Raw genomic sequence first — 15,477 nt, 5'->3', positions numbered from 1 at the left:
TGCACCCAGGCACAGCGCAAGTAGCCATGTATGAGGCTTCACTGTCTTCATGATGAATCTCCTTTTTTCGGTGTTTGCCTAGTGTTCGGCCAGAGGGAGGAGCGGTCCGTGCAATACGGGCGACGGACGGGCCGACCGTTCAGGCGCCCCTGATGCCCAGGCCTTCTCGACCTGGTGTCGAGAGCTTGGCCTCTTGCGGCAACGCGGTGACCTTGATCGCCCGCACCGGAACGGCGAACTTGGCGCCCACCTTGGAAAAGCGCTCGAGCAGGTGGAAGTTGATGGCCTGCTGAATATCCATGTACAGGTTGTAGCCAGGGTCCTTGACGATGTACACGCACTCGAACTCCAGCGCCTCCTTGCCAAAACCGCGCAAATGGGCACGGTCGAAACGCACCTGCTGCTGCGCCTTGATAGCCTCTTCAACGATGGCCGGGGCTTTTTTCACCGCCTCGGTTGGCGTGTCGTAGGACAGACCGAATTCAAACACGATGCGTCGTTCCTGCAGGCGTTTGTAGTTCTGGATGGTGCTGCTGATCATGCTGGCATTGGCCATGACAATCTGTTCGCCACCCAGGCTGCGAATGCGCGTGGTTTTCAAACCCACATGTTCGACGCTGCCTGCCAGTGGGCCGATGACGATGAAGTCGCCCACCTCGAACGGTTTATCCACGGCGATCGACAGCGAGGCGAACAGGTCGCCAAGGATGTTCTGCACGGCCAGCGCCACGGCGATACCGCCGACACCCAGACTGGCGACGAAAGCGGTGATATTGACGCCCAGGTTGGACAGCATTGCCAGCACCACCACCGACCACAGCAGTACCCGCGCTCCCCACGCCGCCAGGGTGGCCAGCGCGCTGCCCTGGTTCAGGCCGTCGGTGCGGTGGCGGGCAAAGTAGCGGTTCAGGCCCAGGCCGATGGCGCGGTTGGCCCACAGCCCGATTTGCAGGGCGGCGACCACGAACCACAGGCTACTGACCCGCGTCAGCCAACGCTCCGGCAGGTCGAGCATGCTCAGGCCTACCAGCAAGGAGGCGAGCAATAGCAGGAGATTGCTGGTGCCAGCCAGCACCTTGGCCAGCACGTGGCTGAGCACACCGTCGTGTTCAGACCAGCGACGGACGCGGTGCAGCAGGAAGCTGATGGCGGCGCGAGAGACCAGGAAGGTTCCGATGGCCACAGCCAGGGCTAGCAGCAGATTGAGGATGGAAATGCCCAACAGGGTGGTGTCGGTGAACAGGGTTATGATGCGGTCATTCATGAGCAGCGCGCCTCCCGGGTGCCTGGATTGTTTGAAGGTCCTTTTCATGGGATCTCCCATGGGCGCCATAGGTCGATCCGATTTCACAAACCGAGCATGTTGTAGTGCACGTAGTACATGATGCATAGCGACAAATGGAACGACGACCGGCTCTGGCGACTCCATTGCGGCAACGGCGTGCTATGGAGTGCCATGATGATCCACCTGGGGTGCGCGGGCTGGAGCTTGTCCCGCCAGTACGCCGATGAGTTCGTGCAGGCGGGCAGCCAATTGCAGCGCTATGCCGCGCGGCTTGGTGCCGTGGAGATCAACACCTCGTTCTACCGGCCGCATCTGCCTACCACCTATGCCCGCTGGGCTTGCTCGGTACCGGAGTATTTCCGTTTCGCCGTCAAGCTGCCCAAGATAATCACCCATGAACTGCGCCTGGAAGGCTGTGAGGTTGCGCTAGATGTGTTTCTTGGCCAATGCCAGCAATTGGGTGACCGCCTGGGCTGCCTGCTCGTACAGCTGCCGCCATTGCTAGCCCATGATGCCAGCCGCGACCGGCGTTTTTTTGAACTCCTGCGCCAACGCCATGCCGGGCCGGTGGCGGTCGAGCCCAGGCACGCCAGTTGGCTAGGGGCGCAGTCGATGCTCATCGACTTGCGTATTGCCCAGGTAGCGGCAAGCCCTTCACGCTTCGCTGCCGATGCACAACCCGCTGGCTGGCCTGGATTGGTCTACTGGCGCCTGCACGGCGAGCCGCGGATCTACCATAGCGAGTATTCGCAAGAGTACCTGCAACAGTTGGCTGAGCGGCTGCAGCGCAGCCACGCCGCAGGTGCGGCAACCTGGTGCATCTTCGACAACACCGCCTCCGGTGCAGCACCGGGTAATGCGCTTGCACTCGAGCGATACCTGCGCTGATCTGCCGGCTGCTGCATCGACGTGGAGGACAGAGCATTCCGGGAGAGGGCAGGGTAGACTCGATTCAGTGGCGTGCCGCCCAGGTATACATCGCGTGCGAAGCTGCCGACCTTGTTCGCATAAATGTGGAAGATCCGTTGATCAGGCTATCGCTCATTCATTGCAAATTGGGGCGCGAGGAGCGGCTCAGATCCGCAGAGCGTCCTACGCGGTTCTTTCAGGGAAGGTCGGCTAGGTTGAACGAGATCCTCAGAGAAAGCCGATTCAAGTTTATCGAGGCTGAAGTGCTAATCGTGCAACCGGGCATTTCCGCTTCCAGCCGCAGTGAGGATCAAGACAGGGTTATTGCCGCTGCCATGGTTTACCTGAAGGAAACAATTGGGTGCCATCTTCAGGTGACGCAGTAGCTAAATTGTCAGCCCCAGCACTCAGAGGAATGTAACTCAACTAAATAGTCATTTAGTGTAGTTATATGCAAACAGGAGCAGGCATCAAGCGGCTGCTGATGGTTTGGCAAGAGCAAGGGGCGGGCGCACGCCACTCTGCAACCAGTCGCAATAATGCGAAACGCCTTGCTCGACAGTCAGTGTTTTCGCTGTGTAGCCAGCAGATCGCAAGTGCCCCAGGTCCGCACAAGTGTAACACTGGTACTTTCCCCGTAAATGATCAGGGAAATTGCCATATTCCAGACAACCTTCAAGCAAGGCCATTTCCAGTGATAGGGATGGCTGACCTTGCTGCTCGCGCAGCCGATTGATCACTGTCAGTGCGACATCGTTGAACGTCTGGGCACGGCCACTGCCGACATTGAACAGGCCGCTCAGATGCGGGTGATCGAGGAAGAAAAGATTGACCTTGACCACATCGTCCACCGAGACGAAATCACGCAGGTGACCACCGCTGGGGTAATCGCCATAGCTGCCAAACAGGCTGACTTTGCCGAGGGCCTGATACTGGTTGAAGCAGTGCAAAGCCACTGACGCCATGGCACCTTTGTGCTGTTCGTGGGGCCCGTAGACATTGAAATAACGCAAACCGACGATCTGGCTGCGTGCGACCGGTAGTTGCCGGCGAACCTGTTGATCGAAAAGGAATTTGGAGTAGCCATAAACGTTCAGCGGGCGCTCGCACGTGCGCTGTTCACGAAAGTCCTGGCCCGCACCGTAGACTGCAGCCGACGAGGCATATAGCAGCGGGATCCGTTGTAGCTGCGCAGACTCCAGCAATTGCCGACTGAACCGGTAGTTGTTGTCCATCATGAATCTACCGTCGGTTTCGATGGTACTTGAGCATGCGCCTTGGTGCAGGACTGCACGGACCTTGCCGAACTGGCCACGACTGAAACGCTCGAGGAAGTCGTCCTTGTCCAAGTAGTCGGCGATGTCGCTGTCGGCCAGGTTGCGGAATTTGTCGCCATCGGTGAGATCGTCGACAGCGATGATCTCGGATTCGTTGCGTTGGTTGAGCGCCTGGATGAGGTTGCTACCGATGAATCCTGCGGCGCCGGTTACGATGATGGTCATGTCAGAATCCCCGTGAGGGTACGGAGCTTGTATTTTCGCTCAGGTCATCGGGAGTTTTCTTAACCTGGGTCAAAGGGTGGACGATGGCCTTAGGCTGTCTTTGAATCTGCCTGACCTAGTACCAGATGGCAAATGCGAATGTGCGCATAATGCATATTATGTTAAATGACGTATTAGTTAGGTACACCCGCTCGACTCGCAGTGCAACCTTTCACCATTCGCCGACCTTCCCGTTCACGAATCACCGACCGTCATCGAATCAATCGGTTAGCGCCAGGATCTGCAAGGAATCCTAGCAAGGTGTTCAGCAATGACCGACCTACTGCGGGCGGTATTCTGCAGATTTGACGGCTCTTAAAATCTGACTAACCTTACAGCGTCAACGTGTTTATCCTCTTATTGATTTTATCTAACGGTGGCGGCTATGGAACACCCACCCATCGTGTTTCCTATTTTTCCTCCCTACAAGCATTGGTTTCCTAACAGCGCACAGGCCTTTCCTGCAAACCGGTATGTGAATGTTCACATGGAAGCCATTGATCCGCGTGCGCAACCGTTTATGAGCGCCTGGTACTGCAATGAATACCTTACTTGGCGTGGATTTGTTCATATGGACGAACAAGTTTACTCGGTTATGACACGATCGCTGGAAGCAATGCTGCTCTGGAGCTTCTCTCAAAGGATTTCACTGTTGGACTGGGATGAGCGCCATGTGGATTCATACGCGATGTTTTGCGCTCAACCGCCCGAGTCATGGACGAGCTCTGCGCCACATCAAAAGTATGCTGAGGCACCTCATACTCCGTTTTACGATTGGCCAATTAATCAAGAGTGGCGCCCGTTCAAGCGTAAGGTGTGTGATACCGGAGGCGTGGAAAAAATCGTAGCCACGTCTCACAATCGCAGAATCAACTGCGCAAGGGAGTTCTTTGGTTTTTATCATTCAATGACAATGAGTGCTCGGCCGAATCCCGTCAGTAGAAGAATGCATGCGCCTCCAAAACTGCCTAAAAATCATGGACTACCGACTTTCACAGACCATCAAATGGACTGGCTATTCAAATTTGCACTTGAGGATGGCCGACAGTCCGATAAGGCTCTGGAGATTGGGGTGCTGATGAGCTTCGCTCGGTGGACTGATTTCCCACCTGCAACTGTCATCGGTACATACCAAAGTTCAAGCTCTCTTGCCCAGTTTACTCGAAGCAATAATGGCCAATGGCTATTTTCGCCAGATACAGCGTTGGGCACTGGCAATTCATTTTGCATGCCTATGGCGTTCACCCCAATATTCGATGGGCACTTGAGGTCGATCGGGGTCGATCCTATTTCTGAACTTCCTACGATACCGCTGTTTCCGAAGCCCGAAGGTGGTGATGGATACCACGCGGATACCATCTTGCGTCATCTCTATCGTTTTCGACGTGCTGCATCAAGTGCAGCGCGAGAGTGTTGCGATATAGAGATTCAAAAAATTGCTGCGCAAATTGGTGATCTTAGCTACCGCATGATGCGTCGGTCGGGACTGCAGCCTCCATGTAGGCATCGGTAAAGAGGCATCTGAAGATTGGCATTGGCATCTCCCCTACCCTTGTCGTTAATTCACTCTGTCAAAAACTCAGATACGCCAGGTCTCTACCTCGGCGACACCGTAGATGCTCTGCCAAGTTTTCAGGGTTTTGTGTTTTGCACTAGCCGTCTCCAAAATTTCACCGGTATAAGGGCTCTGATAGCGTTTTGGTTGAAGCTTACGGCTGGTACGCGCAACGTGAACTGGAGCGTCTGCTTTTGCATTCGCGCCCGCGGCTGTCTCAGTCGTGAACTCGTCAGCGTCAAGAAGCATGACAATCTCTTTCACGGTGTAATCGTAGTTAGCCGCAAGGGTGTCTAGCTTATGCAAGAAGCTGATGGATCGAACGACCTCGTCATCATGGATGGGTCGCGTAACCGCCTCACATCCCATGTCAACTCTTTGGTTGGCTTTGAATATCTTTGACAATTTGGTCATCGCTCAATCCTACATTCTTGCCCGTGCTAAATTTAAAATTGTTTAGGTCAATTTAGACGTTTTATTTTTGCATCGTTAAGTCCGCCGAGACGCGTACATCACCAATTGATCCACGGGCGTGAAGCATCTCAATCACCTCTTTTGGCTCGTACCCAAATTCTTTCATAAGTGTGGTCAGCTCCTCGTAGAATCTGAGATCACGCTCATATTCGGGCATAGCTTTCAGTTGTTCGATCTCATTGATGACTTGAGCAAGACGCCGCTCTGCCCTCTTAATTTCGACCATGATGTGGGGTCTAGTCATGGTAATCACCCTGTCCAGCGGCCAACACTCATCTTAGATTGTAGCGCAAAGCCCAGTTCACGAGAGTCTTCATTGATCGCCGATGTCTCTTGGGGTGGGTGCCGGTAAGGTAAGTCTAGTGTGTCTTGTCGACGAAAATCCGCTATTTAGGAGCATATGCTAATGTGGATTGTTGTCGACTTACCAATGAGTCTTTCCTATTGGCGCTGGAAGCCTAGGGCTGATACGGTGAAATTTTGTCAATACAGGTGAAATCTACAAACGAGCAGTTTTGGGGGCGTGAAGAGTTTTTCGGAACCTCTCGGATCGTCAATTTTCGAGAGCATCGGTTCTAAACCCGACCAAAATGCAAGGCGGCAGTTCTTTTTCTGAATACAGCGCCAAACCGCAGGTGTCTCTGAGCATTGTCAATTCTTGCCAATCGATATTCACGCTGCAGGCGAGTTGGGAGCGATTCTTTTGTGTGCCCCGCTCGGGGACGGCTGTCGTGAGCCAAGCCACCAAGTACCCTGGTGGATCGGCCCTTCGGGCTTCCAGCCTCACGCCTTCCGGTCGCAGGCCTGTGCGCTCCGCTTGCGATCAAGTCTGCGCAGGCCGTTTCACCTTGATCAAAATCCTGTCCATTTCCGCTAACCTCAGGCCGCTTTTCACAAAACACCGTTCCTTGTGAAATCAGAACCTTGACGCGTCCTATTCATGTCCTCCTTTAAGCGCTACTGTCAATAAAGTGCGTTTGTACAGCTGACACTCCGTAAGCTGCCAACTTTTCGCATGTCATTACTAGCCGAATATTTTAGCGCGCAGGTTACCTCATCGAGAATCCGTCCTCCATGGAAACGTCCGGGTTTCGGCCCGCTTGAGTGAAGTCAACGAGTCATGTCAGCCGTTCGTTTGCACTTGGTACTCTGCTTGGTCGTGTAGACCCAGATTACGATTTTCGCTGTACCCCCAATTGGAGCGGTACCTGAGGGAAGGACAGTCGTCATGCTCCGACTCAACAAAACGAATTTCATTGATAGCGCTGATGCGATGTGCGTCTGTATTCAGGGCTGTGTGAACCTGCTTTGCCGTGGCATGACGATGGTACGTGTAGTGGAAGCTACCACCATCATTGCGCGCCTCCCCTACTCCGAGACCATCTACAAGATCAGCACTGGTGGCAACACCTACGATCGATAATCATCCTGAATGCCGGTTTGGCCCAACAAGCCAGTCATAGCTAGCCAGCGAACCAAGTACATGGCGGTGGCTCAGCGTACTCACCCAATTTCTATTCCTAAACAAACCTCTAGCACCTGCTTGCAGCATTACAACGTATGTGATCGCATCCTCTCCGTGATCTTCACTAGAGAGGTTTATCCAAGAGAGTGCTGGGCGGGCGATTGGATCGGCAGCCTGGTGATTCCCACCTATCGCCCACCTCTTTTTCAAGTCTGAGTCTGTTTTTTTGAGATGATGAGGTGCTCGAAGTAGTAGATGGACTTGATGAGGTGATGCAAATAATGCATCTCTCGGAATAGCACAAGAATCATCCGCATGAAGGCAAGGAATGAGAGCTCGACACCGTCCTCACGCTTGAGACCTTCCTTTTTGGGATAGCATGTGATGATCTGGGTGGTTTCGTCGTACTCAAACGAGTAATGGGCGATTGCATTGCGTACGCCGGCGTTGAGTACGCTCGAGTCGATCTTGTACCAGCAGTCGTCCAGGTATTTAAGTTTTTCCGAAAGGTTCTTGTCCGTGAATTTGGCAAGACTCGACAAGGCACCACCGTCCTTTGCCAGAAACGCATTATGGCCACCTCGGTGCATCAGGTTGTTGATACCGGCTACCAAGGAAAGCTGCCGAGCGAACACTTCAGCCAAATCCTTGTAGGTGTCCTTGCAGTTCTCGAAGCCCAGGCGCGAGATTTTTGCCGAGGTCTTCAGGTGTTCCTTACCCGTACAGAAGTCCAGAAAAATGGCTGGGCGGATATAAAGCTCAAGCTCAAAGATTTTGCCATACAGGCTCAGGCAATCCTTCTGCAGGCTGTGCAGAAATCCTGAGTCTCGAATTTCGTTGTGGAAGGCGATGTATGCATCCCAATCATTTTGAGCAAGCCCCATGAGGATCTCAGGGTAGCGCTGCACGAGCTCCTCTACTGTCTCCTCTTCCAAAAAGGCTGCCGTGACTCTGGATAGCACTGAGTAGAGCAGCAAGTTGAGGTCTTCCTGCTTAAGAGAAGGATTCTGCGCCCGGTCGAGGAATTCTGATGCCCTACGGCGGAACAGATCCTTGTTTGTCCGCGGATACAATTTCAGCAGCTGTTTTACTTCCTCGAACCGACTCCCGTAGTGGTTAAGCACATCCAGGCGATCCCTGAACACCGCGCCAGCGTGGGTGCCGTGGATCATGAGCTTGTCACGATCTACCATCGTCATGGCAGTCAGGAACGGCGTGTTGCCTAATACGTAGCCCTCGCTCCAGATAGGGAAGTCGAGATGCAAGTCTTGGAAGAGATACTCACCGGCAATGGCTCGCTCGTGATCCACTTCCGCCTCAGACGCGTTCGTCAGTTCTAGTCCTTGATGCCCCCCGATGACGAGACCTATTGCGGTGCCGCATTCAGGACAGAGAAACGAGAGTGGCTGGATGGCTCGGTTGGACATGCCAATGCGGCAGTGAATTTCTGCGGTACAGGTCTCGCAGATCAACAGCTTGTTAATGTTCATTCGTTATCCATTTCGAGAGCGATCAGACGAGGTGCATTGCGAAGCGCAGCGAACAGTAGCCGCTTTTCGCTTGCTGCTCTAGTGACTGAGCTCCAGCCGCAGGAAAACCTTCTAGCGACGGCAGAGCGCTAGGAGCCGATGGGTCAAAGCGTCTCGATCACGGTGATGAGGGAGTATGGATGAAAACGCTTCTTCGATCCGGATGCCGGCCAGGCACCTGTCCGCTGCTACCCGGAAGGAGCTGAGGGCCCATCTCACCCACGGCTTCTTTAAGCGGGACTGTGCCCTTTCGGAGCCGGCTGTCGTGAACCGAGCCTCCGGCGTGTGCCGTGACCTCTGCCTGGCTAGAAGTCCCGCTTAAAGCTGATCGAAGTCTCATGCGCACCCCCACGTCCCTTCGTTGTCAGCGAGTGGAGTCACGTATACCCTGATCACTTGTGAGCGATTGCCACCTACCAAACTCAGGATATGAAGAAACATGGAAAACAATCAGGTCGATGAGTCTGGATCAAGCATACCTCAGGTGGGCGTCGCTGATACTGGTGAGCGTCACTCGTCGCATGCTCCTCAGGACGGAGCAACTCATGAGCTGCCTCTGTGCCCGAATCGCTTGATCATTGCCGTTGAAGCTGTGCGCGGCACAGGATTCGCCCTCGAACTTCTAAGGGAGCAGCTGCGTCTTCGCACTTCAGCTAAGCTCGTTTTCTCATCTTACAGCGGCTGTTATTTTCTGCAGGTAGATGACTTCGACCGTTACCAAAACCGCTGCGTTGGCATGCTTGAGGCTGTTTCCACACTGCCATTCCGCTCGGCGGAGATCTTCAAAAACGAGATAGCCGGTTGGAAAACCTCGGATATCACTCAAGTGGTAGACGCTAACGGACTCAAGGCGCTGGCAGAGCTCGGGCTTGTTCCTCCTTCTGCTGGAAAGCCAGCCCTACCGGCGTAAAAACTTGAACCCGACCGGGCTCATCAGCCCGGTTTCGGCCGAAGCTGTTCATCTTGAATGGCTAATGAGCGGTACCATTCACTACCTGGTGGTGATCAAAGTCTGGACTGGCATCACCCCATCACACGCTGCTCCGCTCTCCTCAGGTCACCTTTGTGTCACGCAACGCCGCGCGAGTAGTCCGCAACCGATCTGCATCGCTGGCTGCCTACGCCTCTTTCACGGCTCGCTGTGCATTCATCAGATTGAGCACTAGATGCTGACGCTCGCTCCGCTAACTACTCACTGAGCGAAATCGTGATACAAGGTCTGCTGCCAACCTCACCAGGACACACCATTCATGAAAGAGCTACGGACAGCCGCTGAAGTCCTTGAACGCCTCAGCCATAACCAGGATGCCTTACGCGCCGCCGTCGAAGAGCTAGCCAAATGGGTTGATGACCGAGGAGCTGCAACGGTTGTGGGCAACGTCAATGGAGCCCTTGCCACCCTGGACGACAACATCGATGCCGTGCGCGAAGGCATAGCGGAACTAGTAGCGGCGAGCGTAAAGCCTTAGGCGGGCTCCCGCCCGAACAATCGATGCAGGGCTGAGACGTAAGGATGCAGCTGCAGCACGCCATTCGAGAATTCGGCTGAACGCCGGCTATGACGCCACCACATTGGATTGCTTCAGTCCCTATCTGATCGGATCACCAGCCAAAAGCAGGAGGGCCGATCAGGAGGCCGGGAAATTATTTGAAATTATGGCTCAGCAATAATTATCTCCTAGCGATAATTTCTCTGAGCAACAGGTTCCGGTTCGCTGCCGGGTAGACCGTCACCAAGAAACGGGTCAACGCCTAGGGCAGACGCAATCGTCTCCGCTGATGGGCACCTTGAACTCGGTGCAGAAAGGAAGATGGTGCTTCGGCAAGCGCCACCTTAGTGCCTGTGTGCCACGACGCCTTAAATCAGCTCCCCGCATACGATCGCTATGGCTCGGGCAAAGAGCGGTACCACTCAGCATAGGGCGTGTTAATTGCCTTGTGGCGGTTGTAATCCGGGCTACCGTCATCCCACCATACCGGGCCCCTCTCCCCTAGCGCCACTTTCGCCACATTCACCGCTGCTCGAGCGGCATGCAGCTTGTCTTCGTCATCCAGTGCTTTGGCTTCCTTCACGGCTCGCCGTGCTTCCATCAGATCATGCACCAGGTGCTGACGCTCCTCATCAGACAGCGCGGAATTGCTGCAGCGCCAGAGCTGACCTTTAACTACGAAGTAGCGACCGTCTGGTGTTGTTGGATGCATGGCGCAAATCTCGTGAGCTGTTACCTTCCTGGCAGCCGATGCGCGCCAGAAGCAGCAAAAGGCTTTCTTCCATGCAGAAAGGCCAGCCGAGGAGCAGCAATGAGTCTGCTGCATCCGCTAAGAGTACATTTGTACTCCGCTGGCATTTCCATCAATCGAACCTGCCAGAGCTACCGTTCGAGCGAGGATGTGATTCCTGAGTCTGTTCCGCAAGAACCAGAAGCCGCTCCCACTGATCGTTGCTCAAAATCCCGCAGTCTAGGGCTGCCGCGATATATCCAGTAGCAAGGCCAAACCTGTACGTGACCTCGTCTACGCCCTTGGCTAAGCCGATGGCTTTGATACGCAGCAGGGCCCTTTCAATGATGCGAGCCTCATCCAAGCTTTCGTCGATTGAAGCCATGACGTCGCCCCTCTATGCAAAGGTATTATCCTCGATCGAATGAGCGAGGAAAGCTGCGTATGACTCTAGACCACTGTGATGCCCACTCCCCCGGCGCAGTGACAGCTCGGGAAGTCTGCCAGGTGTTGCGAGAAGTCGTTCTCGGACGCCGGACAATGACCAAGGTCGGTAGCCAGCTCTGGGAGCAGCTCTACGCCTGTCATTTCGAAGTCGATGTGGGGGAATGGCGGTTCGGCAGTTAGAGCACCTGACCTGGCGAGGTAGCTTGCTTTCGGCGTGCTAAAAAATCGGCGAAAGGCCGCAGATTTCCGTACCATTTGCCAGCCGCGCGATAGCGCCAGCCCTCAGATATGTACACCCATTAGGAAAAAAAGTGGCAGCCCGTAACCGATACGCACGATTTCTGGGAAAACGGCGCTCAAACAGCAATGCACCGCAGCATCCGACCCCAGTTGCTGGCATCTCACGGGTGGATAAAGCCCTATCGTACACAGCGGTCATAGCCAACCTTTCCCAGGTTCTGATGCTGATCGTCGTCGTTGTTGGCTACATTTTTACCGTCAGGCCCGTCTTCCAAAAAGAGGTCGTTTCCGAGGATCTCGCCCGCCTTCAGATCGAGCAGCGGAAGCTTCAGCAACAGATGGATAAGCAGACCGAGTCCTTGGCTGCAGGCGAAGCGCGAAACAAAGAACTGGCTGATCAGCGTTCTGCCATCGAGGGCCAGATCGCGACGCTAAACCAGAAACTAGTCGACGCTGAGAAGTCGGCTCGTGACGCAAAGCTCCGGGCCGGCAAGGCTGTAGCCGAGGCCAAAACGGCTGAGTCTTCCCTGTCCATGCTGCAAAACCAGCATTATGCGTTGAAGCTACAGAGCCTTTTGGGTGATCTGAAACTGCCAGGTAGCATTGTTCAAATCCTGACCAGAACCGACAGCACGTACAGCCTGAATGTGTTTAAAGAAGAAGAAGCAGGCGCTGTAGCTCAAAAGCTAGAATCCTTGGATCTGCAGCCCGTCGACCTTGCGAAGACTACCCTAACCCAACTGCAGACTGAGGCTACCAAACAAGCCCGGGCTCCCGGGGGAGCCTTGGATGCATTGTTGGCGCGGAACTACCAAGATGGCCTAGTCAAGTATGAACAAGACCTGGTATGTCCTGCACCCGTCTATGCCGACTGGCAGTCGGCATTCGAAGCGGCGATAAGGGCCAGCGAAGACAATATCCGGAGCTGCATCAACGACTACTGGACTGAGCGGACGACCAAAGAGGGTTGGACACCCTCGGACGTTACCAGCCTGCAGAAGAAGGACTTCTGGAAAGAACAGGAACGAAGCTATAGAGCGTCATGCAAAGCGGCTTATAGCTACATCATGCAATCGGCCTTCCAGAGCGCATGGGCTAAAGGGGACGAGCCATGCGATGAGCGTCGCATGTACGTTAACCATATCGTCATGGGCGCCCCCATTAAGAACAAGCTCAAACCACTGACAGTCGCTAACCCACCATCCCCACAAGACATTACCCAGCTTTTCCGCGATCGTGATGGCAAAGCGGCTGAAGCTGGATTGTGATTTCACACTGCCCCCTAGCCCAGGCAATCTAGCTTTTTTGCTAGGTGGGGGGGGGCTGGGTGTCCCACCCATCACACATCTGTAGTGTAGTCACAGGGGCATGTGCTCAAAGTCGATTCACCGCTATATCAATCATTTGCATTCCGCTTACCACGTAAGGCGGCGGTCGAGGCCTAAGCCGTACGGCGCCTAGCAGGCATCACTAGTGACTGGCCTCTGCTGGCCCACCGAGCGCGTGCAACTGATAGTCGGTGACAGCTTGAAACCGATGCTCCGCCATCAGACGAAGGCGCTCCAGTTCAGCCCCCGTCACACCATCTGCTTGAGCCTGGTGGTACCGTTTCAAAGCATCCACTGCATCGGTGTACATCGGATGGTCTGGAAGCAAAACCTTGCTGAGATTCTTCTTCATCTTGATTACTCCGATGCCTTGTGTATGGATAGCTCGGTCGCAGACAATGGCTCGAGACTGGTGCGTCGAGCTCAACTGTATCCCAGTTGAGCAACTCGTATCCGATGATCCGCCCCTTGCTCACGACGTCTCCGAGGGATACGACAGAGCCCTCTACCGTCCCATGATCTAGGCATACGCGTCGGTTGTTCGAATTTCCAATCATGGTAGGCTCTGATGGCATGCATAGCTTGCTATCGAAAGCGCCTTCCAGATGACCGCTTCTCCTTGAACGGAGTAAAAGGAAATGTACATCCACGCCCGAGCCGACGAGCCAGCCTGATGACTCTTAAGACCTCTTTCGCCAGTGTACTTCGCTCGCTGCGCAGCAAGCGCAACATCAGTCAGCGTGACTTCGCCGACACAACAAGTCGTACGTACCTCTCGAAACTCGAGCTAGGTAAATCCAGCATCACCCTGGACAAGCTCGAACAGATCAGTAGTCGTCTCCAACTGAGCCCACTGACGCTCCTCACCCTGACACTCAGTGAGGACACAGGTCGAACGCCCGTAGACCTGATGTCAAAGCTAACGGAAGAGCTTGCCGAATTGCAGCGTGATGGTGGGCTGCCAGGCCTTCGTATTAAGGTGGAAGCACCTGAGGCTGCTCGCCGTCCTCGTTTGAATGCTCCAAAGGCGATTCAAGCAGGCGTCTGGGAGTCTAGGCAGGCAGAGCTCACTTTCGCGGACTAAAAGTACGCCCCAGCTCAACTCCTCACGTACCGACACGATTGCTCAGGGAGAAGCCGGAGAACCAACTGGATAATGCTCGGCCTCGTATGCTTCGATCAGCAAGACCATGGCTTCGAAAACCTTAGCCTGTTCGGTACCAAGTTCTGGTTCGTGGTCGAAAAGGGGCGAGACCTTTTTGAGGGCTGCTCGGTAATCATCATCGTTACGGATTGGGCGAATCTCCGCAGTAGGGCCCTCTACCTAATGAATCGGCTCACCAAGGGTGCCGGCCTTGTGCAGTTGATAGTCGATGAGCGTCTGGTACAGGTGGTCAGCCTCAAGGCGTAGGCGTTCAATTTCTGCTGCCGGCCTCGCACTAGCCTGCGCCTCGTTATGAGCTCGAATTGCGTCCAGAGCCTGCCTCAACAGTGGCTCGCCGGCTTCAGCCATACCCAACAGCGTTCTCTTCACTTCTTGAGCCTCAGTGATGTGGCATCCTAGTGTTGGTGCTTAGTGTACTCATGTACCGAGGGATCGTTCACACCAAGCCCAGATGGCGCTGAAGAATATCCGCAAAAAAATCTGCAAATTTTCGGCAGTTTCTTCGCTACAGCCCCGGCAAACCAGGGCCTTCAGAGTTCTGAGAAATCCGCACCGACAGTCGATATGGAGATAGGCATGGCAATCACAGCAGTTATCTTCGACGCCTTCGGCACAACCCTCCGGATCACCTCCCCCTCGCATCCGTATCGCCAGTTATTGCGAGAAGGTGCAAAGCTTGGCCGTCGCCCTACCTCTGGCGATGCCCACAAACTGCTCACCCTCGATGCTGGGATTCGAGAAGCTGCTGACCTCCTCAGCATCCAGATCGCAGCGACGCGCATGGCTGAAATCGAGTCTGAACTTCAACGCGAGATTGAATCGATCGAGGTCTTCCAGGATGCTCTCGATGCAATCACCCTCCTCCGTGAGCACGGGATCGCCACTACCGTCTGCAGCAACCTAGCTGCTCTATGGGCCGGCGGTAAAGAGACTCCTGCCAGATCTCAATGCCTACGCGTTCAGCTACGAGCTCGGAGTCACCAAGCCTGACCCTACAATCTACCGCGCCGTATGCCGTGATCTTGGCGTCGTACCTGGCCACCTATTCGGAGATGCGGCACAAGTAGCAATGATCGGCGATTCGCCGCACTGCGACCGAGATGGCCCTCGCAGTGTTGGCATCAAAGGCTTTCATCTTGATCGATCAGGTACCGGAGCCATCCGAAACCTCGTGCAGTTTGCGGAGCTGGTCGTCGCGCAGTCCACAGAGACCGGTCAGTTGCCAGGCTCATTCAAATGGAACACACCTAGGGAGCTGGGGCGATGAGTCAGCATCCATCTCCAAATACGAGCGGTAACTACGGGGGTATACCTCCCTC

At 54.7% G+C, this 15,477-nt stretch carries 19 protein-coding genes and 1 pseudogene; 10 read left to right on the top strand and 10 right to left on the bottom strand.

Annotated elements, in window-relative coordinates; all coding sequences use genetic code 11:
• Positions 1-139: 139 nt before the first annotated feature.
• Entirely contained in the window at positions 140-1,264 is a 1,125-nt protein-coding gene (locus BGP85_RS12025) for a mechanosensitive ion channel family protein (RefSeq protein WP_103447353.1), read from the bottom strand.
• A gap of 195 nt (positions 1,265-1,459) precedes the next feature.
• On the opposite strand from BGP85_RS12025, the gene BGP85_RS12020 reads away from it, so the two are divergent.
• Complete coding sequence (locus tag BGP85_RS12020; RefSeq protein WP_103447352.1) at positions 1,460-2,173, top strand: DUF72 domain-containing protein; 714 nt, start codon at positions 1,460-1,462, stop codon at positions 2,171-2,173.
• Between the two features lie 491 nt (positions 2,174-2,664).
• Here BGP85_RS12020 and rfaD read toward each other — a convergent pair whose 3' ends face one another.
• Positions 2,665-3,696 carry an ADP-glyceromanno-heptose 6-epimerase gene (rfaD, locus tag BGP85_RS12010; protein ID WP_103447350.1) on the bottom strand — a complete coding sequence of 344 codons (1,032 nt, stop codon included), beginning with the start codon at positions 3,694-3,696 and terminating at the stop codon, positions 2,665-2,667.
• 424 nt (positions 3,697-4,120) lie between these two features.
• Between rfaD and BGP85_RS28700 the strand changes: the two genes are divergently transcribed.
• Complete coding sequence (locus BGP85_RS28700; RefSeq protein ID WP_146048979.1) at positions 4,121-5,248, top strand: hypothetical protein; 1,128 nt, start codon at positions 4,121-4,123, stop codon at positions 5,246-5,248.
• A gap of 66 nt (positions 5,249-5,314) precedes the next feature.
• On the opposite strand, the gene BGP85_RS12005 is transcribed toward BGP85_RS28700, so the two are convergent.
• Together BGP85_RS12005 and BGP85_RS12000 are read right to left on the bottom strand one after the other, a co-directional pair.
• The gene (locus tag BGP85_RS12005) at positions 5,315-5,704 is read right to left on the bottom strand and encodes an H-NS histone (protein ID WP_103447349.1); all 390 of its coding nucleotides are present in this window, start codon (positions 5,702-5,704) and stop codon (positions 5,315-5,317) included.
• 61 nt (positions 5,705-5,765) lie between these two features.
• On the bottom strand, positions 5,766-6,008 hold the full coding sequence (locus tag BGP85_RS12000) for a hypothetical protein (RefSeq protein ID WP_103447348.1): 243 nt from the start codon (positions 6,006-6,008) through the stop codon (positions 5,766-5,768).
• 984 nt (positions 6,009-6,992) lie between these two features.
• Here BGP85_RS12000 and BGP85_RS11995 point away from each other — a divergent pair.
• Positions 6,993-7,187: a hypothetical protein gene (locus BGP85_RS11995; protein ID WP_103447347.1), complete on the top strand. Its 195-nt coding sequence runs from the start codon at positions 6,993-6,995 to the stop codon at positions 7,185-7,187.
• A 248-nt stretch (positions 7,188-7,435) separates the two neighbouring features.
• Here BGP85_RS11995 and BGP85_RS11990 read toward each other — a convergent pair whose 3' ends face one another.
• Positions 7,436-8,719: a hypothetical protein gene (locus BGP85_RS11990; RefSeq protein ID WP_103447346.1), complete on the bottom strand. Its 1,284-nt coding sequence runs from the start codon at positions 8,717-8,719 to the stop codon at positions 7,436-7,438.
• 478 nt (positions 8,720-9,197) lie between these two features.
• Between BGP85_RS11990 and BGP85_RS11985 the strand changes: the two genes are divergently transcribed.
• Together BGP85_RS11985 and BGP85_RS11980 are read left to right on the top strand one after the other, a co-directional pair.
• Entirely contained in the window at positions 9,198-9,668 is a 471-nt protein-coding gene (locus tag BGP85_RS11985) for a hypothetical protein (RefSeq protein WP_103447345.1), read from the top strand.
• A gap of 340 nt (positions 9,669-10,008) precedes the next feature.
• Positions 10,009-10,227 carry a hypothetical protein gene (locus BGP85_RS11980; RefSeq protein ID WP_103447344.1) on the top strand — a complete coding sequence of 73 codons (219 nt, stop codon included), beginning with the start codon at positions 10,009-10,011 and terminating at the stop codon, positions 10,225-10,227.
• A gap of 415 nt (positions 10,228-10,642) precedes the next feature.
• Here BGP85_RS11980 and BGP85_RS11975 read toward each other — a convergent pair whose 3' ends face one another.
• The gene (locus BGP85_RS11975) at positions 10,643-10,960 is read right to left on the bottom strand and encodes a hypothetical protein (protein ID WP_103447343.1); all 318 of its coding nucleotides are present in this window, start codon (positions 10,958-10,960) and stop codon (positions 10,643-10,645) included.
• Positions 10,961-11,111: 151 nt separating this feature from the next.
• Entirely contained in the window at positions 11,112-11,363 is a 252-nt protein-coding gene (locus BGP85_RS11970) for a hypothetical protein (RefSeq protein WP_103447342.1), read from the bottom strand.
• Between the two features lie 14 nt (positions 11,364-11,377).
• Between BGP85_RS11970 and BGP85_RS29815 the strand changes: the two genes are divergently transcribed.
• Together BGP85_RS29815 and BGP85_RS11960 are read left to right on the top strand one after the other, a co-directional pair.
• Positions 11,378-11,605, top strand: a complete 228-nt coding sequence (locus BGP85_RS29815) for a DUF7693 family protein (RefSeq protein WP_422121536.1) — start codon at positions 11,378-11,380, stop codon at positions 11,603-11,605.
• Between the two features lie 281 nt (positions 11,606-11,886).
• A complete protein-coding gene (locus tag BGP85_RS11960) occupies positions 11,887-12,933 on the top strand; it encodes a hypothetical protein (protein ID WP_232896491.1) in 1,047 nt (348 codons plus the stop codon).
• 202 nt (positions 12,934-13,135) lie between these two features.
• Here the strand turns inward: BGP85_RS11960 and BGP85_RS11955 are convergent, their stop codons facing one another.
• The gene (locus BGP85_RS11955; protein WP_103447339.1) at positions 13,136-13,345 is read right to left on the bottom strand and encodes a hypothetical protein; all 210 of its coding nucleotides are present in this window, start codon (positions 13,343-13,345) and stop codon (positions 13,136-13,138) included.
• A gap of 321 nt (positions 13,346-13,666) precedes the next feature.
• On the opposite strand from BGP85_RS11955, the gene BGP85_RS11950 reads away from it, so the two are divergent.
• Entirely contained in the window at positions 13,667-14,077 is a 411-nt protein-coding gene (locus tag BGP85_RS11950; protein WP_103447338.1) for a helix-turn-helix domain-containing protein, read from the top strand.
• 54 nt (positions 14,078-14,131) lie between these two features.
• On the opposite strand, the pseudogene BGP85_RS29260 reads toward BGP85_RS11950, so the two are convergent.
• Positions 14,132-14,296, bottom strand: a pseudogene (locus BGP85_RS29260) (transcriptional regulator); the annotation flags it as partial.
• 21 nt (positions 14,297-14,317) lie between these two features.
• Positions 14,318-14,527, bottom strand: a complete 210-nt coding sequence (locus tag BGP85_RS29255; RefSeq protein ID WP_103447337.1) for a hypothetical protein — start codon at positions 14,525-14,527, stop codon at positions 14,318-14,320.
• A 207-nt stretch (positions 14,528-14,734) separates the two neighbouring features.
• On the opposite strand from BGP85_RS29255, the gene BGP85_RS29455 reads away from it, so the two are divergent.
• A complete protein-coding gene (locus tag BGP85_RS29455) occupies positions 14,735-15,148 on the top strand; it encodes a hypothetical protein (protein ID WP_308451377.1) in 414 nt (137 codons plus the stop codon).
• The gene (locus tag BGP85_RS29565) at positions 15,063-15,425 is read left to right on the top strand and encodes an HAD family hydrolase (protein WP_338402280.1); all 363 of its coding nucleotides are present in this window, start codon (positions 15,063-15,065) and stop codon (positions 15,423-15,425) included. The genes BGP85_RS29455 and BGP85_RS29565 overlap by 86 nt, the downstream gene beginning before the upstream one ends.
• Positions 15,426-15,477 lie beyond the last annotated feature (52 nt).

The organism is Pseudomonas putida, from assembly GCF_002906855.1.
Lineage (GTDB): Bacteria > Pseudomonadota > Gammaproteobacteria > Pseudomonadales > Pseudomonadaceae > Aquipseudomonas > Aquipseudomonas putida_N.
The sequence above is the reverse complement of the archived record's forward strand: the minus strand, read 5'-3'. Positions and strand labels throughout refer to the sequence as shown.